The sequence below is a fragment of the Flaviflexus massiliensis genome (assembly GCF_001375495.1).
GTDB classification, from domain to species: Bacteria; Actinomycetota; Actinomycetes; order Actinomycetales; family Actinomycetaceae; genus Flaviflexus; species Flaviflexus massiliensis.
This window is the reverse complement of the sequence record NZ_LN831058.1, coordinates 13818-33759: the sequence shown is the minus strand read 5'-3', so window position 1 is coordinate 33759 and position 19942 is coordinate 13818. Positions and strand designations below refer to the sequence as shown.

18 protein-coding genes are annotated in these 19942 nt (G+C 59.2%); 7 read left to right on the top strand and 11 right to left on the bottom strand.

Annotated elements, in window-relative coordinates:
- Nucleotides 1–12 precede the first annotated feature (12 nt).
- From BN1241_RS04075 to pflA, 5 genes are all read left to right on the top strand, one after another.
- The gene (locus tag BN1241_RS04075; protein WP_054952444.1) at nucleotides 13–822 is read left to right on the top strand and encodes a siderophore-interacting protein; all 810 of its coding nucleotides are present in this window, start codon (nucleotides 13–15) and stop codon (nucleotides 820–822) included.
- A gap of 309 nt (nucleotides 823–1131) precedes the next feature.
- Nucleotides 1132–1380: a hypothetical protein gene (locus BN1241_RS04070; RefSeq protein WP_054952443.1), complete on the top strand. Its 249-nt coding sequence runs from the start codon at nucleotides 1132–1134 to the stop codon at nucleotides 1378–1380.
- 190 nt (nucleotides 1381–1570) lie between these two features.
- Nucleotides 1571–2329, top strand: a complete 759-nt coding sequence (locus BN1241_RS04065) for a lytic transglycosylase domain-containing protein (protein WP_054952442.1) — start codon at nucleotides 1571–1573, stop codon at nucleotides 2327–2329.
- A gap of 228 nt (nucleotides 2330–2557) precedes the next feature.
- Nucleotides 2558–4801, top strand: coding sequence for a formate C-acetyltransferase (pflB, locus tag BN1241_RS04060; protein WP_054952441.1), 2244 nt, complete (start codon nucleotides 2558–2560; stop codon nucleotides 4799–4801).
- Nucleotides 4798–5667, top strand: a complete 870-nt coding sequence (pflA, locus tag BN1241_RS04055) for a pyruvate formate-lyase-activating protein (protein ID WP_054952440.1) — start codon at nucleotides 4798–4800, stop codon at nucleotides 5665–5667. Before pflB ends, pflA begins: the two co-directional genes overlap by 4 nt.
- A 224-nt stretch (nucleotides 5668–5891) precedes the next feature.
- On the opposite strand, the gene BN1241_RS04050 is transcribed toward pflA, so the two are convergent.
- The 10 genes from BN1241_RS04050 to BN1241_RS04000 form a co-directional block, all read right to left on the bottom strand.
- Nucleotides 5892–6557, bottom strand: a complete 666-nt coding sequence (locus tag BN1241_RS04050) for an HD domain-containing protein (protein WP_054952439.1) — start codon at nucleotides 6555–6557, stop codon at nucleotides 5892–5894.
- Between the two features lie 149 nt (nucleotides 6558–6706).
- Nucleotides 6707–8758 (bottom strand): CocE/NonD family hydrolase, encoded by a 2052-nt coding sequence (locus tag BN1241_RS04045; protein WP_054952438.1) that lies wholly within the window; start codon nucleotides 8756–8758, stop codon nucleotides 6707–6709.
- Nucleotides 8759–8838: 80 nt separating this feature from the next.
- Entirely contained in the window at nucleotides 8839–10455 is a 1617-nt protein-coding gene (locus BN1241_RS04040) for a peptide MFS transporter (protein WP_082418201.1), read from the bottom strand.
- Nucleotides 10456–10903: 448 nt separating this feature from the next.
- Nucleotides 10904–13366: an ABC transporter permease gene (locus BN1241_RS04030; protein ID WP_187117594.1), complete on the bottom strand. Its 2463-nt coding sequence runs from the start codon at nucleotides 13364–13366 to the stop codon at nucleotides 10904–10906.
- A 62-nt stretch (nucleotides 13367–13428) separates the two neighbouring features.
- A complete protein-coding gene (locus BN1241_RS04025) occupies nucleotides 13429–14196 on the bottom strand; it encodes an ABC transporter ATP-binding protein (protein WP_054952435.1) in 768 nt (255 codons plus the stop codon).
- A 93-nt stretch (nucleotides 14197–14289) separates the two neighbouring features.
- Nucleotides 14290–14820 (bottom strand): dihydrofolate reductase, encoded by a 531-nt coding sequence (locus BN1241_RS04020; RefSeq protein WP_054952434.1) that lies wholly within the window; start codon nucleotides 14818–14820, stop codon nucleotides 14290–14292.
- Nucleotides 14817–15611, bottom strand: coding sequence for a thymidylate synthase (locus BN1241_RS04015; protein WP_054952433.1), 795 nt, complete (start codon nucleotides 15609–15611; stop codon nucleotides 14817–14819). The genes BN1241_RS04020 and BN1241_RS04015 overlap by 4 nt, the downstream gene beginning before the upstream one ends.
- Nucleotides 15612–15835: 224 nt before the next feature.
- The gene (locus BN1241_RS04010) at nucleotides 15836–16258 is read right to left on the bottom strand and encodes an Hsp20/alpha crystallin family protein (RefSeq protein ID WP_054952432.1); all 423 of its coding nucleotides are present in this window, start codon (nucleotides 16256–16258) and stop codon (nucleotides 15836–15838) included.
- A 510-nt stretch (nucleotides 16259–16768) separates the two neighbouring features.
- On the bottom strand, nucleotides 16769–17053 hold the full coding sequence (locus BN1241_RS04005; RefSeq protein WP_054952431.1) for a hypothetical protein: 285 nt from the start codon (nucleotides 17051–17053) through the stop codon (nucleotides 16769–16771).
- Nucleotides 17050–17541 (bottom strand): DUF2505 domain-containing protein, encoded by a 492-nt coding sequence (locus tag BN1241_RS04000; protein WP_054952430.1) that lies wholly within the window; start codon nucleotides 17539–17541, stop codon nucleotides 17050–17052. Before BN1241_RS04000 ends, BN1241_RS04005 begins: the two co-directional genes overlap by 4 nt.
- 52 nt (nucleotides 17542–17593) lie before the next feature.
- Between BN1241_RS04000 and BN1241_RS03995 the strand changes: the two genes are divergently transcribed.
- A complete protein-coding gene (locus BN1241_RS03995; RefSeq protein WP_230198260.1) occupies nucleotides 17594–19018 on the top strand; it encodes a sensor histidine kinase in 1425 nt (474 codons plus the stop codon).
- A gap of 117 nt (nucleotides 19019–19135) precedes the next feature.
- Here BN1241_RS03995 and BN1241_RS03990 read toward each other — a convergent pair whose 3' ends face one another.
- Nucleotides 19136–19384: a WhiB family transcriptional regulator gene (locus tag BN1241_RS03990; RefSeq protein ID WP_054952428.1), complete on the bottom strand. Its 249-nt coding sequence runs from the start codon at nucleotides 19382–19384 to the stop codon at nucleotides 19136–19138.
- 144 nt (nucleotides 19385–19528) lie between these two features.
- On the opposite strand from BN1241_RS03990, the gene BN1241_RS03985 reads away from it, so the two are divergent.
- Nucleotides 19529–19918 (top strand): hypothetical protein, encoded by a 390-nt coding sequence (locus tag BN1241_RS03985; protein WP_054952427.1) that lies wholly within the window; start codon nucleotides 19529–19531, stop codon nucleotides 19916–19918.
- The last annotated feature ends 24 nt before the right edge of the window (nucleotides 19919–19942 follow it).

Below are 19942 nucleotides of genomic sequence, written 5' to 3'. Positions count from 1 at the left end.
GATAGGAGAGGTATGACGAATAATCGCCCAAACCGCCCCACCACTCACCTCGAGGTGCTGTCCAAGGAGTGGTTGACGCCCGACATGCTTCGACTTATCGTTGGTGGTTCGAATTTCCCCGCATTCCGCGACAACGGGCTCCCTGAGGCGTACGTCAAAATCGTTTTTGATCCCGATGGCAATCCGTATTCCAGCCCGGTTGATGTGACGAAGATGAGGGAGGAGGAGCCTCGGGAGAAGTGGCCCAAGACCCGCACCTACACCGTGCGCTGGGTGGACCACGATCGTCAGCGCCTCGCCCTCGACTTTGTTATCCACGGCGATGAGGGGGTGGCAGCCCCCTGGGCAGTTAACTGCAGTATCGGTGACATGATCCAATTCATGGGTCCCGGCGGCAAATGGTCGCCCGATGAGACCAGCGATTTCCACTTATTTGTGGGTGACGAATCGTCCCTCCCCGCTATCTCAGCAAGTCTCGAAAGGCTGCCGGAGGATGCTCGCGGAGTGGTCGTTGTCGAGGTGTCCGAACACGTTGTCAACGTCCAGCATCCTGCCGGCATCACGCTGGACTGGATCGTCCGAGGCGGAAACGACTACGACCCCGAAGCCCTCGCGAAGCGCGTGCGTTCCCTCGACCTGAAGGACAAGGGGAACATCTCCGTGTTTGCTCACGGTGAGCGCGATGCTATGAAGCAGCTCCGACGAGTCTTCTCTGATCTCGAGATTCCGCGCGAGCGCCTCTCCATCTCCGGATATTGGGCCTACGGCCGCGTCGAGGACGTATTCCAGGCAGAAAAGCGCGCCGAAATGGGCAAGATCTGAACTGGGTGACATTCAAGAACTGATTTGGAGCTGATCAAGCCCTCATGAATGACAGGTGATCCCTGAGCGATAAAGCCCGGGGATCACCTCTTTTACAAACAAGATAGAGATGCGGCGCTTCATCCAGCCAGCACAGGAGCAGTCCCTGAGTGATACGGGAGACGGCGTTATGGCTTGATGGCGGTCAGGGTGGGGAGGCGAGCACTTCCACGGCGTGAGTGGGGCCACGATCGGAAATTGATCGGGGTCAAGGACCTATCTGGGGCGTCAATCGAATAATGGGGGCAACGACAGTGAAGGAGATTAATCGTGACAACCCTAGCCAAAGCCCGTGAGCTCGCGCCCATCGTTGAACGAGTGCACGGACCCCATCACCCGGAAATGGCACGCGTCAGGGAACTGACCGATGCGGTAGGCGCCGAGACGGAGAATGATCATCAGGTGTTTGCCGAGTTACGCGAACTGACCAACAACTACGTGCCTCCGGCCGATACCTGCGAAACCGTCGAGGCTCTCTACGGTGCGCTGAAGGAAGCTGACAGGGAATTCGCAAGCTAAATAACTCGGCACCCGCACCTATCTGCGGAGTGTCAGGGTAGGTGGTGGCCCCGGCATATACCGGGGCCACCACCCTGTTTGCTGTTCCGTTTCCCACGCGGTGCCCAATTGCCGGGGAGCGGTAGGCACTGTTGAATTGGAGGGGTTGATTAGGGGACTAGACCGGATCACTGGGGCAGGGCAGGTGAGTGTGACAAAGAAGAGTTCTCGCGGATCAGTTCTCGGAGCCATCCTGTCCGTGAGCTGCCTCCTCGGAATCGCAGTAGCGCTCCAGGGAGTCGAACCAGATTCGGGACCGGAAGAACCCAAGCTTGTCTCCCCTCAGGAAGAGCGCGTCGAAGCGGTGGGGAATGATCGGCACTTTGGCGAATACGGAATCGCCGAACTAGTCGATGACGAATGGATTGGTCAGGTTGCGGACGTGACCGGAATTCCTCCCCGGGTCTTGAGGGCATATGCGGGGGCGGAAATTGCGTTCACGCAGAGCGGTGGCGGCTGCCAGGTGGACTGGTCGACTCTCGCCGGTCTCGGATACGTGGAATCCCGACACGGCACACTTCACGGCGGGCACATCGATGGTGATGGCTACCAGACTCCCCACATGTTCGGCATTCCCCTCGACGGGAGTAGGTCGGCTGCCGTGCCGGACACCGATGGGGGAGTGCTCGATGGTGATGATGAGTGGGATCGCGCGATGGGGCCTATGCAGTTCATACCCGGAACCTGGGCCTATCTCGGGGCCGATGGTAACCGGGATGGTGAGTCCGATCCCCAGCAGATCGACGATGCCGTTCTCACCGCTGCTCGGCACCTGTGCCACGGTGGGACGCTGGCCGATGATGCGGAGTGGGTGGATGCTGTCTGGTCCTACAATCGGTCCCTCGACTACAACAATCAGGTCGCGGGTGCCGCCGAGCGCTACCGCGAAGCCGCCCAGCGAATCGGCTGAGAGCCTTCTTCCCATCCCGTAGATGCTTGCTGTGGCACGCGTCCTATTACGCCACTTGGCCCTTCTCGTGTGGCGCCGTAAGTCCTGATTGGTGACAAAACGCACGCACGTGTTTACCCGGTTTTAATCGGATCTAGGACTTCCCGCCCACGTTTTTCTTCTTCCCCGTCCATAGCCTTGAAATATCGACGAAGAAGGGCGTGACCCGCCCGATCGGGAAGGAATGTAATGAGCGTTATTGACGAAACTAAGGCGTGGCAGGGCTTTGAATCGGGAGCCTGGAATGAGCACGTTGATGTTCGGGACTTCATCCAAAAGAACTACACCCCTTTCGAAGGTGACGATTCGTTCCTGGCCGGTCCTACCGAACGCACTCTGAAGATCTGGGAGATCCTCTCCGGAATGTTCCCCGAAGAGCGCGAACGCGGTGTCTACGACGTTGATGCCACCACTCCCTCGACGATCACAGCTCATGCACCCGGCTACATCGATGAAGGCAACGAAGTCATCGTTGGACTGCAAACCGATGCCCCGCTGAAGCGCGCAATCATGCCGAATGGTGGCTGGCGCATGGTGGAAGGCGCTCTCAAGACCTACGGTTATGAGGTTGATCCTTTCCTCAAGGACGTTTTCACCAAGTACCGGAAGACCCACAACCAGGGTGTCTTCGACGTGTACCCGCCCAGCGTTCGCAGGGCACGCTCCTCCCACATCGTGACCGGGCTCCCCGATGCTTATGGTCGCGGCCGCATCATCGGTGACTACCGCCGCGTTGCCCTATACGGTGTTGACTACCTGATCGAAGCCAAGAAGGCTGAGAAGGCAGCGCTGGACGATGAGCGTTCGGTTGAGGACGTGATCCGTGACCGTGAAGAACTGGCCGAACAGATCCGCGCACTGGGTGAATTGAAGGAAATGGCGCAGTCGTACGGTTATGATATTTCCCGCCCCGCAGGCTCCGCCAAGGAAGCAGTTCAGTGGCTGTACTTCGCCTACCTGGCTGCCGTGAAGGAGCAGAACGGCGCTGCCATGTCCCTCGGCCGCACCTCGACCTTCCTCGACGTCTACTTTGAACGTGACCTCCAGGCCGGCATCATCACCGAGACAGAAGCACAGGAAATCATTGATGACTTCGTCATCAAACTGCGCATTGTTCGATTCCTCCGCACCCCGGAATACGATGAGCTGTTCTCCGGCGACCCGACCTGGGTTACCGAATCGATCGGCGGCATCGGGCACGACGGTCGCCCGCTTGTCACCAAGAACTCGTTCCGTTTCCTCCAGACCCTCCACAACCTGGGGCCCGCACCGGAACCGAACCTGACGGTCCTCTGGACGGACAAGCTCCCGCAGGGCTTCAAGGACTTCTGTGCACGCACCTCGATCGAAACCTCAGCGATTCAGTACGAATCCGATGACCTGATCAAGGATAGCTGGGGCGACGACGCCGGCATCGCCTGCTGCGTGTCGGCCATGGCGATCGGTAAGCAGATGCAGTTCTTCGGAGCTCGCGTCAACCTTGCTAAGACCCTCCTGTACGCGATCAACGGTGGTCGTGACGAGATCTCCGGCACCCAGGTAGCCCCGATCATGCCCTCCGTCGAAGGCGATGTCCTCGACTACGAGGATGTTCGTAACAAGCTAGATGTCATGATGGACTGGCTTGCCCAGACCTACGTTGATGCGCTCAACTGCATTCACTACATGCATGACAAGTACGCGTACGAGCGGATTGAGATGGCGCTGCACGATGCGAACATTCTGCGCACCATGGCCTGCGGCATCGCCGGCCTCTCGGTCGCAGCCGACTCGCTCTCCGCAATCAAGTACGCGACTGTCAAGCCCGTTCGCAACGAGGATGGACTGGTTACCGACTACGAGGTTGAGGGCGGCTTCCCGACCTTCGGTAACGATGATGATCGCGTGGACGAGATCGCTGTTGAACTGGTTCGTAGCTTCATGGACAAGATCCGCAAGCTCCCCACCTACCGCAATTCGCTCCACACCCAGTCGGTCCTCACGATCACCTCGAACGTCGTGTACGGCAAGAACACGGGCAACACCCCCGACGGTCGCCGCCTCGGCGAGCCGTTCGCACCGGGTGCGAACCCCATGAACGGCCGCGACACCCACGGCATGCTCGCCTCCGCATTGTCGGTTGCTAAGCTCCCGTACTCCGAAGCCCAGGACGGCATCTCCCTCACCAACACGGTGGTGCCCTCGGGACTCGGCCGTGACCTGAAGGAGCAGGTGAAGAACCTCGTCGGTCTGTTGGACTCGTACATGGTGGAGCAGGGCTTCCACGTCAACATCAACGTCCTCAACCGGGACACGCTGTACGACGCCATGGAGAACCCGCAGAAGTACCCCCAGCTAACCATCCGAGTATCCGGATACGCCGTGAACTTCGTGCGGTTGACGAGGGAACAGCAACTCGACGTTATCTCCCGCACCTTCCACGATCGCGTATGACGGACGGTGTGACCGGCCTAGCGGCCCCCGAGGCCCTCGACATCGAGGTGCCTCGGACCGCCGGCTCCGGTATCGACGGACTCACGCCCGCCCCCGAACTGTCCCGCAGCGAGCACTTCCAGGCGGTCCGTGAAGGACGCCTCGGCTCCGTCCACTCGTGGGAACTCGTCACAGCAGTGGACGGCCCGGGCAACCGGATGACACTATTCCTAGCGGGCTGCCCCCTCAGGTGCCTCTACTGCCACAATCCCGATACGTTGAAAATGAAGGACGGGGAACCTGTCATGGTGGACGACATCATGAAAAGGGTGCTCCGATACCGGCGGATCTTCCAGGCGAGTGGTGGCGGGCTCACGATCTCCGGTGGCGAACCGATGATGCAACCGGCCTTCCTCAAATCCATTCTGAGGGAAGCCAAGAAGCACGATATTCACACCGCGATCGACACCTCTGGCAACCTCGGGCACTACTTTCGTGACGAGGACCTGGACGATCTCGACCTTGTTCTCCTCGACGTCAAGTCAGGAATCCCCGAAACATATCGAGAACTGACGGGACGCGAACTCCAACCCACCATCGACTTCGGTGACAGGCTCGCCAAGGCCAACAAGAATGTGTGGATCAGGTTCGTTGTGGTGCCGGGATGGACGGACGCACCCGAGAACATCGACGCGGTCGCCAAGATCATCACAAGGTGGCCCAACGTCGAACGACTCGAAGTCCTGCCCTTCCACCAGATGGGCAGAGACAAGTGGGAAACGCTTGGACTCAACTACCAGCTCGATGGCGTCGAACCGCCCGGTAACGAGAGCGTTGACGCCATCCGCCAACGCTTCCGCGACCTCGGTGTTCCGCTCGTCTACTAACCCATTGGTTTAAGAGCCACCCGGCGCCATGGAAGAAACGCTCTCGTCCTTAAACCCAATATTTGGCGTGAAGCAATGCTGGCAGTCTCCTACAGGCTGCCAGCATTCTTTACATGAAATTGAGAGGGTGGTGGCCCGGCAACAGTGCCGGAACACCACCACCTACCGACTTGTTTGAGCCCGCCTACCTCATTGGTTGAGAGGACGGCGGTGGAGGTACAAACCTACGCAGTCAGTCCGGACTTCAGCTGCTGGGCGAGCCTCGTGAAGTACTGCTCATGATCATCCAGTGCCGACATCCACAGCTCCTGCGCTGTCTCGGTTGCGCAAACATAGGTGCGCTCGCGGTCAAGGTGCGCAAGGTATTCATCGATCCAGGAGAGCGCCTCCGGGGTGGTCTTTTCTGAGAACTTCACCCAGTTCATCGTGCCATGGATCCGCAGGAGTGAGTATCGATCAACGTTGTCGCAATCTCCAACGCTTCGGGATAGCACCGAGGGCTGGGCCGTGAACAGATCGAAGCCGGGATGATCGGGGGAGTCCTGGTCGTAGTTCCATTTCCCATCCGTGTGCATCGCGATCCCCTGAAGGACTTCACGCTGCTCTGCTTCCCCTAGCCCAAGACCGTCCAGAATCGATTTCGCGATCCTGGCACCAGCCCTGCCGTGATCAACGGCCACCGTGGCATCGAACTTCCCGATGTCGTGAAGGAGACAGGCAAGCTCGAGCAGATCAGCATCCAGGCCCTCCGCGAGCGCAACCGTCCGCCCAATCGCACCGACCCGGAGGCAATGCTCGTACCGGTACCGAATCGACGACTCGTCAATACTTCTTGAGAACAGGTGGCCGTGGAGTGCTTGCCGGGCGGGTTCAAACAGGGAAGAAGTCACGCCCACAGTATAGAACCCGGCACTTGCTGGGAAGAACGCCCCACTTTGGCAGAAGTTACGTGGTGGTGCGGGCCGTAGGCCTGCACCACCACGTAACTCACACAATGTTAGGCGTCAGCCGGTCAAAGCGACGTCAAGAACGTTGCGTATTAGGAAGCTTCGCGCGGGATGGTTCTTGTCCATTCCTTCTCGAAGATCTTGTCTTCATCCGCGTAGCAGGTGACAACTGACTGGGTGTAGAAGTTCTCCTCGTCGCAGCGGATCCTTGTATCGGCAGTCAGGGAAGCCTTCCAACCGATTTCGGGGCGCTCCAGGGCAACAATCCATTCGGCCTCGGTGCGGGCGGTGGTGGGATCGTCCCAGTTGATCCAGTAGCGTTCCACCGAGTCCTCGGTGAAGTGGAGGCCGTCGGGGTAGATGCGGGTGCCGCCGTAGTTCGGATCGGCCTGCAGCATCGTCTCCTTTGCCGCCACGTCGTGGGAGATGAGCCGCTCGGGCCTCCTGCTACCTGCTCGACCAGCCTCCGGGTATTCCACATCGAGGGGAACGGGTTGCACGGGGCTGCCGAAGGAGACCGAGGAGTCCAGCTTCTCTTGCTCGCTACCTGCGACAGGGATGGTGCGGTGCGGAAGAGTAAGAGAAGAGTGGGTAGGATCCACGTACAGTCCCTCGGCCTTGGCCTGAGGCCAGATCCACGGCCAGTAGGCGGTGGACAGCGAGAGTCGCAGTGTGTGGCCCTTCGTAAAACGGTAGCCAATGCCCGTGAGTGGGAAGGAGACGTCCACCCAGTCCTCGAGCATGGGAACCACCTTGTCGCGGCCCTCCCGGGCGGTGAGGTTGAGGTTGCCTCGGGTTACAAGGGTTGCGGAACCGTCGGGTGCCACGTCAACGAGGCGAGCATAAATTTGCCCCTTCTCGGTGGGGGACTTGACTCGCAGATCAACACTGCCGTTGCCGAGAATCTCGAATGTTTCGGTTACGGGAATGTCGAACGTAGTGCTACGCCCGTCGTCCTCACGCTGATCGGTTGGCAGGTCGGCGGTGTTCCCGTACGGGAAGTAGCGTCCCGAACCGGTACCGGTGTTTTGGGGGGAGTGAATGAACGCCGCCCCGTCGTGCACCGGGGGAGTGATGTTCGATCCGCCCAGGTCATGCTTGGTGGGGGTGATCTGAGGGGAGGGCCAGGACTGTTCGGCAACCCAGCGTCCCGGAATCTCGTCGTAATGGGTCTCGGCCGGCAGGGGATTGGTGATCCAGGTGCGCAGCAGCGGATCCTCCATAACACCCGTATCTTCGTCCTTGAGCCAGTGATCCCACCAGCGCAGTGTTTCACCGAGGAAGTCGATGTGGGGGCCGGGCTTGATGTCGCGGTCCGGGTACTGGTGGGCCCAAGGGCCGAGTAGGCCGCGCACATTCTTGCCACGCTGAGAGAGGTTGTCGATCAGGCGCAGAACAGTGTCACGGTAGGGGTCGTACCAGCCGCCCACGGCCATGACCGCCGCATCGATCGAATCGTAGTCTTCACAGACCGAGCCGTGCTTCCAGAACTCGTCCCTGGTTTGGTGGGCAAGCCACTCATCCAGGTACGGCTCCATGCCGTTCAGGCGTTCCTTCCACTGGTCCAGCCAATCATCTCCCCACACGCGCGGGTCCGGCGGGCGGGATTCGAAGGCGAGCATCGTCGAGGCCCAGGCATGCATGTCGACAGCAAGGAGTGAGCCCCCAAAGTAGTGCACGTCGTTGTCGTACCGATCATCGGTCGAACAGGTGGTGACGATGGCCTTGAGGGGGTCGGGGCGGAGGGCGGCGAGTTGGAGGGAGTTGAATCCGCCCCAGCTGATGCCGAACATGCCGAGCTTGCCCGTGCACCAGTCCTGCTCCGCAATCCAGTTGATAACTTCGACGCCATCAGCATGCTCCTGAGCATCGTATTCATCACCGGGGATGCCTTCGGAGTTGCCGTGTCCGCGAATGTCGACGCGGATGGAGGCATAGCCGTGCCCCGCATAGTACGGGTGGCGTTCGTGGTCGCGCGGGGCAGTCCAGTCCCCAGCCCGGTACGGCAGGTATTCGAGCAGTGCAGGGACCGGTTCGTCCGTGACCGGGAACCATCCCTTCATCCACAGCCTCGTACCATCCGAGAGCGGGATCCAATCCTCAACGATCCGTGTTTCGTAGGGGAAATCCTTGACGTATTTCATGGTTTCCTTTCAATTCGTGACTGGCCTAATGAGCTGTGACTGGCATATTCAGTTATTCGTGCGGCTCGCACCTTTCGGTGCTATGCCACCGAGTGCATGCGCTTCTTCAGGTACGGGGTGAGGGCAACGAGCAGAAGGCCGTAGCCCAGCACTACGAGTCCCTGGATACCGAAGTAGGTCACCGAGTTCTCCAGTTCGTAGAGTTGCACGATCTGTGCCTGGATGCCTTGGGCAAGAGCCATGGCAGCGAACCAGAGAGCCATCGTCTGGGAAGCAAAAGCGCGGGGAGCGAGCTTCGTGGTGGCCGACATGCCGGACGTCTGCAGGGTGAGGTCACCCATGCCAAGGAAGATGTAGCAGATGACGAGCCAGACGCCCGACATGAGCGCACCACCGGGGGTGATGCTGGCACCGAGGGCAACGAAGAGGAAGCCGATGCCGCCAAACACGGCACCGATACCGACCTTCGCGGCGACATGAGGCTGCTTTGAACCCATCTTGATCCACAGCCACGCAAGGACGGGACCCATGATGATCTCGACGATTGCGGCTAGTGAGATGTACCAGGTCGACGGGTAGTCGAAGCCGAAGACCGAGTTATCAACCCCGTTGAGGGCAAGGAGGTTGAGGGTGTTGCCCGACTGGAAGTACAGCAGGTTGTACAGAACGAGGGCGAACAGGAGGAGAAGGTAGGGGAGGAGGTTACCGCGCTCGGTCGGGGTGACCTTTGGGGAGCGGTACATCCAGACAAAGAAAATGACTGGCACGATAATCGTGAGCGCCGTGATGATATCGACCAAGGACGTCAGGACATCGTCCTGGGCGACGGTGAAGGCAACGGCTATAGCGATGACGACGACAACCAGGCCGATGAGACGCCACATCGTTGCGTCCATCTGGAAGTTCCGGCGAATCTTTTGACCGCGGGAACGGCCGGCGAGGTGGCGGGAGCCGACAAGGTACTGAATAACACCCAGCACCATGCCAACAGCTGCAGCCATGAAGCCCGCATGCCAGAAGTAGGTCTGGCCGAGCCAGCCAGCAACGAGCGGGCCGGCGAAAGCACCGATGTTGATGCCCGCGTAATAGATCGAGAACCCGGCATCGCGCCGCTCATCGCCCTTATCGTAGAGCTCACCCACCATCGAGTTGATGTTGGGCTTCAGCAGGCCGGTGCCGATGATGATGAGGCCGAGACCACCCCAGGTTGCCCACTCCGTGGGGATACCCATGAGGATGTGACCACCCGCAATGACGATCGCACCCCACAGGACCGCGTGATGCGTTCCCGTCATGCGGTCAGAAATCCAGGCACCCACGATCGAGAGCAGGTAGAGGAGTGCGCCATAGGCGGCCACGACAGAGGAAGCGACATCTTCCGAATAGCCAAGACCACCGTTGGCCACAGCATCGGACAGGTACAGGACGAGGATCGCCTGGAAGCCCAGGTACGAGAACCTCTCCCACATTTCCACGCTGAACAGAGTCATGAGGCCGCGCGGATGACCCAGGAATGACTTATCTGAACGAGCCTTGCGGTCGGCCTTCTTCGCGGCCCGATCAGCCTTTACTTCAGTCTCGGTCAGGGGCGCAGTTTCCTGGCTCTCTCCCGTGAGCCCCCCAGGCTCGGGATTCTTCCGGTTGGAGTCTCCACCCAAAAAACGACCTGGTGGCTGATTCGATGAGTTATCGGACATCGACGGGCCTCTCGCTAGACATCATGTGGCCGTTACTCACCCTCGGGCGAATAACCGTTTCCTTGCCAATTTGAGGTACTTCATCACCCTATGCCGATAAATGTCGTCCCGCCCGGTGTTTTCACATATCTCAATTCCTTGGCGAAGAAAAGGCCCCAAAAACTTGCCAGCGCGAAAAACACCTATGTGACTTTGGGTGCATGTGATGTCTGGAACAGTCTTGCCTTAGATCTCTGTGAACACATGAATTTATCGGTGGAAAGTCAGCTTTTCTTCAGGGATGGATTTTTGGTTGACAAAGAAGGCCTGGAATTGCTTGCGGACAAGACGTGACGCTGATAATCCGAGCCGGGTCATTTCGTGAACGATCCTACAAATTAGCTCACAGCGCAGAAGTGCCCGCCCGCGAGCGCGGACGGGCACAAGTCTGCATCTTTCCTATTCGGTCCTATTCGGTTGCGATGGCATCGAGCACGTCAAGGCGTGCAGCCCGCCGCGCGGGCAAGACCGACGCCAGTGCGCCGACGATCACCGCGAGGACGAGGATGGTGCCGAGGGTTCCCCAGGGGATCACGTTGACAAGGGTTGAATCGTCAGCGAGGTAGGTGTTGAGGCCAAGGGCCAGGGGGACACCGACCAGGATGCCGATGATGGCGCCGAGAAGAGCGAGGATCATTGATTCGATAACGATCGATCCACGCACCCCACCCTTCGAGAGTCCGATGGCTCGGAGGAGCCCGATCTCTCGTGTCCTATCCGAAACGGACAGGGAGAGGGTGTTGACGATGCCGAGGGCGGCAATGACAATCGAGAGCCCAAGCAGCGCGTACAGCATGGTGAGTACGAGATCGATGCTGGCTGCGACCTGGCCAACGAACTCATCCTTGTCAAAGACCTGGAAGAGATAGAGATCGGCGACCGAATCGATGACTTCTTGCTTCACGGTCTCAAGATCGGCACCGTCCGCAACATCGATGAGGATGATTGCGGTTGTGACCTGGTCCGTTTGAAGCTCCGAGAATACGTCCTCCGTGACGTAGATATAAGACATCACGATCTCCGTCGAAATGATCGCGTCCACCGTGAACGTCTTTGTCGTGCCGTCGCTCATCGTCAGCGGCAGCTCGTCTCCGAGGGAGAGGTCCTGGTCTTCCGCAAACCAGTCACCAACCGCAATCGAATCCCCGTCGAGACTCTCGTAGCTGCCCTCGACGTACTCGAGTCCCGTAGCACCGGAAACATAGCTGGACAGGGCGGCAGCGTACAGCGGTGTGGGCTGATCGCCGGGAATGAAGGCGCGGCCCGTCTTGAGAGAAGAATCGACCGATTCGACCCCCTCCACGTCCATCATTCGTTCCACACCGACACCGGGATCGGCGACCCCAGCATTCGTTGTCACGATGAGATCGGCCGTGACCGATGATTCGATGATGTCGGCCACGGAGGCCTTGACCGAGGTGGCGAGCGTGGCACCCGTTGCGACCAGGGCAACACCGATCATGAGGGCGGAGGCCGTGGACGCGGTCTTACGGGGGCTGGCAACCGTGGACTCGGATGCAACCTTGCCGAGCACCGGGGAAAGCTTGCGTAGCGGCCACCCCAGAACCCACACCGCGGGCTTGATGAGAGCGGGAATGAGAACGATCAGCCCGATCATGATCAGGGCCGCACCGATTCCGAGGAACAAACCAGACTGGCCAGTCATTCGGAACGAACCCATGACGAAGCCAACAACGCCAATAGTGAGCGTGATAGCTCCCGCGATGGTGCGGAACTTCAGTGACTTCTCGGTGGCTCCCGACGTCTCCCTCATGGCCTCAATCGGAGGAATGAGAGCGGCACTACGGGCCGGCAGAAGCGCCGCCACGATCGTGACGATCACGCCGATAACAATTGAGGTGATGATGATGTCCGGGGTCATGATGAGATCCGCATCGAGCGACATGCCATACGACTCCAGGAGAGCCCGGATCGCAAGAACAAGACCCTGCCCAGCAAGAACACCAATCACGGAGCCGATGAGTCCGATAACAATGGCCTGGATAAAGACCACGCTAAAGACCTGCCGTGGGGATGCTCCCACGGCACGCAGGAGTGCAAATTCCTTCTGCCGCTGCTTGACGGAGATCCGGAACGTGTTCGTGATGATGAAGATCGAAATGCCGAGCGCGAGGGCAACAAAGATCAGGAGGAAGGTGTTGATCATGTCGAGAACGGATGAAATCTGCTCATCCCACTCCGCCTGGACTTCCTCCGCTGTCATGACCACGTACTCGTTAGACAGAGCTTCTTGGAGACGGTCCTGAACGGCAACCGGATCATCGTCTGCCACGACCGTGATCTCGGAAACCATGCCATTCGAACTGAAGTATTGTGCGGCGAGATCCTCCTGGAGGAACGTCACCGAGGCGCCGGCTATGGACGTGCCGAAGGTAGCAACACCCACGACCTCAACATCCATTGGTGACCCACCGATGAGGAGCACGGTCTCGTCACCGACCTTAAGCCCAGAATTCTCGGCGGTCGACTCCTCGATGATGACTTCGTTCGGGGCCTCAATGTTGCGGCCCTCGATGAGCATGTCGTCGTCAAGCTCATCGATCCAGTTGAAGGCAAGGGCGGGTGCTTGCGCGAGGTTCGCGGGCTGAGAGTCGTGATCGAAGATCATGGCGTTCCCCGAATACTGCGGGTACGCCCCAGCAAGCCCCTCAACCTTCTCTATCTCGGCGATTGTGTCAATGGAAATGGGAGCGTTGCCGGCCGTGAATGGATCATCGGAATCGACGGCTTCACCGCGCACCGTGAGGTCGACACCGGAGGTGCTGGCCGTGAGTTCTTCAAAGGTTTGTCCAAGAACCTCGCGGAAGGCGAGGGTGCCGGAGAGGAAGGCGATGCCAAGCATGACCGACATGGCCGTGAGAAAAAACCGTCCAATGTGCGCGCGAATACCGCGCATCGTCACCTGCCACATGATTAGCGACCATCCCGCAGCGCATCAAGCACAGAGTCACGAGTGGGGTTGCGCAGTTCTCCGAGGATCTGGCCGTCACGCAGGATCACGACCCTGTCTGCCCAGGCCGCAGCATCCGGTTCGTGCGTCACCATGACAACGGACTGGCCGAGTTCGTCCACGGAGGTGCGGAGGAACTTGAGGATCTGCTCGGTTGCGGTGGAGTCGAGGTTACCGGTGGGTTCGTCGGCGAACACCACATCCGGTGAACCGACCATGGCCCTGGCGCATGCCACTCGCTGCTGCTGTCCGCCGGACAGTTCCGAGGGCCGGTGGTCGAGTCGATCGGCAAGTCCCACCGTTTCGATCACCTGATTGAAACGGTCCTCGTCGATCTTTCTGCCCGCAATGGTTGCCGGCAGATTGATATTCTCCCGGGCAGTCAGGGTGGGGACGAGGTTGAAGGACTGAAAGATGAAACCAATGTTGTCCCGGCGTAGTTTGGTGAGCTGGGATTCTTTCATGGCCGTCACTTCTTTATCGTCAATGGTGACGGTGCCGGAGGTTGCTGCTTCGAGGCCAACAATGCAGTGCATGAGGGTGGATTTGCCAGACCCTGAAGGCCCCATGATGGCGGTGAGTTCGCCCCTGCCAATATCAAGGTTGATGCCGCGCAATGCGGGAACGAGAGTTGTTCCCATGCCGAATGTCTTGGTGAGTTGGTGGACGGTAACGACGGGATCGGGAATGGGGGCGAGTTCGCGTGTGAACGCTGACGTGGGCGTGGACATGAGGATTCTCCTTGAGTATCGGCCTGCTCAACCAGTTAACCAAGGCCACGCTATCCGATGAATCAGGTATTTCCCTGATCCGTCCCTGAGATCCTAGGACGTGAGGAAGGGGTCACTGTCCCAGGGGGAGGATCCTCGCTTTGCGAGCGCGGTAAAACGATACTGAAGGCCATTCTTTGAGGTGAGCCAACCGCGGTCCGGTTCCGCGCCGACCACGTCCCAGTCCGGAAGCGGGGGAGCAAAGGCATCTGCTCCTTCCACCTCCATGTCAATATCGGTCACCACAATGCCATCGAGGTAGGGCATGGCGGCCTCGTAGATCTGGGCCCCGCCCATGATCCACGCCAGCTCATCCGCAAACATGTCCCGCGCCTGCTTGAGCGATGACACGGTTTCGCATCCGGGGAACTCCCGGTTCGACCGGGTTATGACTATGTTGCGGCGGCCCCGGAGCGGCCGGTACTTTTCGCCTAGCGAATCGTAGGTACGGGACCCCATGATGACAGGGTGTCCCGTAGTCATGCGCTTAAAGTGCGCCAGGTCCTCAGGCAGATGCCACGGCATTGTTCCATCCCTGCCGATTGCACGGCCGTGGGCCTGTGCCCAAATCGCCACGAGGCTCATACCGCCACCGGGGCCTTGATCGCGGGGTGGTGCTCGTATCCGACCGTGAAGATATCGTCCATGTCGTATTCGAAGATGGAGGCAGCCTTCTTCAGATCCAGAGTGGGGAAGGGCAGTGTCTCGCGCGAGAGCTGCTCCTTCACCTGCTCGACGTGATTGTCGTAGATGTGGCAGTCACCGCCCGTCCAGATAAACTCCCCAACCTCCAGGCCGACCTGCTGGGCAATCATATGGGTGAGCAGTGCGTAGGAGGCGATGTTGAACGGAACCCCGAGGAAGAGGTCAGCGCTACGCTGATAGAGCTGGCAGGACAGTTTTCCGTCAGCCACGTAAAACTGGAACATCGTGTGGCACGGCTGGAGAGCCATCTCGTCCAGGTCCGCCACATTCCATGCCGAGACGATGATCCGCCGTGAATCCGGCGTGTTCATGAGCTGGTCAATGACCCGCTGGATCTGATCGATGTGCTGACCATCAGGGGTCGGCCACGAACGCCACTGGTATCCGTACACGGGACCGAGCTCGCCGTTTTCATCGGCCCACTCGTCCCAGATGGTGATGCCGCGCTCCTGCAACCACCTGATATTGGTGTCCCCGCGAAGGAACCACAAAAGCTCACCCTTGACTGCTTTCATGGCCACAAACTTCGTGGTGATCCGAGGGAATCCCTCCGCCAAATCAAACCTCATCTGGTGCCCAAACACCGAGCGCGTACCGGTGCCGGTGCGGTCCGTCTTGCGGTTCCCGTTTTCGAGGACGTGTCGGAGCAGATCTTCATACGCAGTGTTCACGCGCCCAGTCTAAGCCAGTTGTACCTCTCGCGTGAGTCCCAGGCCCGACCGTACCGGGTACAGAGTGAGCACAGAGTGAGTACGCAGGGAACACGCCAGAGGGTTGTAATAGGTTTCGCGAGGTGCCTTCACATGACTGTGCCCCGTCCACACTTTGGGGGACGGGGCACAGAATCAGCGACTACTCACTATCAGAGTCGTGCGTGATTGGAGCGATGTAGCTGTTAGGCGGCGTCAATCGTGTTGCTATCTGACGGGTTCGTCGTGACGGAGATCTTGCGAGGCTTGGCCTCATCTGCCACGGGGAACGTCAGGGTGAGGACGCCGCTCTCGTAGTTTGCATTGATCTTGTCCACGGCAACTCCGGGGCCCAGGGTTAGCTGGCGAGCAAAGGTGCCGGTGGGGCGTTCCTTGGTCAGCCACTCGAGGTCACCCTCGCGGGGCTTGCGCTCTGCTCGGATCGTGAGGGTGCGGTCGTCAATGTCGATATCGATCGTTTCTGGATCGACTCCCGGCAGGTCGATTTCAGCGAGGTATTCCTCGCCGGTGCGCACCAGGTCCATCGGCATTCCCGGCCCGGTGGGGCGGCTGATGTTCATGTTAAACAGGCGTTCCAGGTCCTGGAAGGGGTCGTTACGTCGTGCCATTTTTCTCTCTCTTCCTCTCGGTGGTCCGTCTTATCGGACCTGCTGATACCAGTATGGAAATAGCTTCGATGCGAGTCAAATAAAGTTGAGTGTAGTTCGCTCAAGATGAACGATGTGCAGCGAATCAACTTTGGATGGGCTGGAAAATGGTGGGGGTTCCGGCAACGGAGAAGGATTCCGGTGGCGGGGCAGGGGTGAAAGATGTGCGGAAAACTGAGGGAGGAAGTAAAGGGAAAGTGTGAAGGAAGTAGAGGTAGAGGGGAAATGACAGAGTGGCGAATCGGCTGAGTGGTGGAAGAGGCAGAGAAAGAGATTGGGACCGGCTTCAAGCCGGTCCCAAACCTGATTGTATTGATTGAAAGTGTTGGCTGAACTACCTAGGGTGCGTCTACCTGCGGCGTGCGGCTGACGAGTTCGAAGGTTGATTCGGCTGATGCTTCGAGGGTGCGTCCGACGGTGCAGGACCGTTCCACCGCAGCATTCACCCTGTCCTTGAGCTTTGCGAGTTCTTCAGGGGAGAGAGGACAGATCAAGGGAGAACGTGGTGTTGATTGCGGAGTAGCGGTTCTCTTCTTCCACACGGACCGGTTCGACTTCGAGGGAGACCTGAATGTCCTCACCAAGTGCGTAGGTGAGCCTGTGGTCCATGGAGAGACCGGTACACGTTGCCGCGGCGAGTTGGAGGAGTTCCCCGGGTGAGAAAACATCGGGTGCTTCGGCATCGCCTACTTTGACGATCGCGCCGCGATCGTTGGTTGCGATCCATTCGCGTACCCCGGTGCGGACGGCCCTCATTTGCTCGCCATAATTTGCTCGACAAGCTTCTGGTCACCGTTGATGAGTTCATCAACTTTAGAGACCGCGATCTGCTCGAGCTTCGCACCAACGAAGGGCACGTTGACCTTGACGTCCCCCGCGAACGTGCACGAGGTTGTGTCTCCGTCCTGACGAAGTGTTTGGGTGAGTGTGACCGAAACGGGGAGCGAACCAGCATCCACCGTGAACTGCGCTGTTGCGCTGTCCGGTCCAGTCCCATCCCACTGCTGGGTGATGGTGGCGTTGATGTCGCGCTTGATGAGTCGGCGAGCCTTCTCTGGGAGCTTGTCGGCGGGCACCATGAGGGAAGTGACAGCCAGCGGGGTCGTGTCTTCATTTGAGATGACGTGCTTGGGCTGCGCTAGGTTGCCTGTCTTGGCGCGGGCCTGCGCAAGCTCTGTTGATATGTAGGACTGCTGAACTGAGGCGAGATCTGCGGAATATGAGATTGTGCGTTCTACTCGCATGTATTCTCCTGTCGGGACGGGCTAGGCTAGCGGTGTGCCAACGCTTTCCAACATGATAAATCAGGCCGGGACCCTCGACGCTGAGGGCGTGGAACATCTCCACCATCTCGTAGCCGACTGGCATCCGCTTGCCGATGTCACCTTTGCCGACCTGTTCATTGTTCTCCCCACAACGGATGGACGACTGATCATTGCAGCTCACTGCCGTCCCGCGACCGCGGGAACTGTTGAGGGGGAGGACGTGGTCGGAAACGAGGTTCCCGACACGGTATACAAGCCCGTGCGGCGATGCCTGGAAACGGGTAACGTTCTCCAGACCGGAGTTGATCACGTGCGTTTCCGGATCGTCCCCATCGTCACACCGAGCGAGAAGATTATCGGCTCGCTCGTCGTGGCGCAGGATGATCGCACAGAACGCCAACCCGACGCCGTGCAACGGAACTATTCGGAAATCACCGAATCCCTCCTCACGATGATTGCGCAGGGAGAGTTCCCAGCGGATGGGATGCCGTCCGGGCTTCGTCACGGCACGCCCCGCGTGTCGGACGGACTTATTCACCTCGATGCTGACGGCGTGGTTCTGTACGCGTCCCCCAACGCGATCTCCGCTTTCCACCGGCTCGGGGTGCGGGGGCGCCTACCCGGGCGAGTGCTTGCCGAGCTAGTGACGGACCGGATGGAGTACGGCTCCTCGGCGGATGAGATGCTGCCGGTCGTGCTCCTGGGTAAGGGCTCCTGGGTATCCGAAGTCGAATCCTACGGGGTTGTTGTTTCCCTCCGTGCGATTGTTCTGCGCGACAGGGGTACGCGGACCGGTGCCATGCTCATGTGCCGCGATGTCACCGAACTGCGACGGTCCGAGCGCGAGCTCATGACGAAGGACGCGATGATTAGGGAAATCAATCATCGAGTGAAAAATAACCTCCAAACCGTCTCTGCACTGCTCCGCCTCCAGTCCAGGAGAGTGGAAGACCCCGGTGCGAAGCAGAATCTTGTTGATGCTCAGCGTCGCATCTACACCATCTCGATGGTCCACGAAGCGCTCGCCCGCACCGGCGCGGACAAGGTCGATTTTGATGAGACATTTGCTCGCCTCATGAGGTTAGCGGCGGGAGTCGCAGCGACGGGTCAACAGATAACCACAAGCTTCGAGGGATCCTTCGGTCGGGTCCACTCAGAAGAAGCAACGTCGCTCGCGGTGGTCTTGAACGAAATTATTACGAACGCTGTCGAGCACGGTCTCAAGGGCCGTGACGGTGCGATTGTCGTGCGGGCGGATCGCCACGGGGAGCAGCTCGACGTGGTCATTACTGACAACGGCATTGGTATCAAGGAGGGCCAGCACGGCTCGGGCCTTGGCACTCAGATTGTGGAAACGATGATCAAGTCCGACCTGCTCGGCACTATCAACTGGAGCCCCGGACCGGAAGAAGGCACGGTTGTCACCATTCACGCCAACATGAGGCACCGCGACTAAAGCACGTTCACACACCACCCACTGCTTCCATGCAGTACTCCAGGTTGGAGAGAAATACTGGTGTTGGGACAGAAAAGTGGTGGTGACATTGCGCCACCACCACTTCAAAGTCTCTATCTAGGAGGCGCGACGAGCGCGGGCATTGCGGCGCTTGAGGGAGCGGCGCTCTTCTTCAGACATGCCGCCCCAGACACCGGCGTCCTGGCCCGTTTCGAGCGCCCACTTGAGGCAGGTTTCGCTGACCTCGCAACGGTGGCATACGGCCTTCGCCTGCTCAACCTGGGCGAGCGCAGGACCGGAATTGCCGATCGGGAAGAACAGCTCGGGGTCTTCAGTGAGGCAAGCCGCGCGATTGCGCCAATCCATATGTAATCGTCTCCTTGTATCCGGCACCGGGCCGGCTGAACATCTAGTTCATTACCTTGTCACGAGGATCGCGAACGGTAAAGAGTGTTGAGCCGATCGACACCGGTGGATTATCTCACAGGCAGTGATAGGTAGTATTGGCACATGATGAATGAAAAGTCGCTAGGGGCAGGTGGCCTAGCCGCAATCGGAGTTGGTCTCGAGGCGCTCATTTTGGGTATTTGGTCGATAACTGTGCTGGTCTCGGGCTTATCCGGAGAAACTGTGGTGACCGAGGACGGCAGTGACACCACCTTGGGAATCTTCATGCTCGTGATCGCCATCCTGCTCGCAGGGATCGCGCTTGCCGTGTGGAAGCAGGTGCGGTTCGCAACGGGCCCCGCCATCACCCTCCAGGTGCTCCTCATCGGTGGTGCGGTCATCTCAACCGACTTCCTCCATACCGGTTTCATCATCGCCATCATCATCTACGCGGTCCTGGTCGGCACTGCCCTCATCAACCTGCGCAGGCGCCAATACTCAAACGATCTGTAGCCCGAATTTGATGGCTTGAGAGTT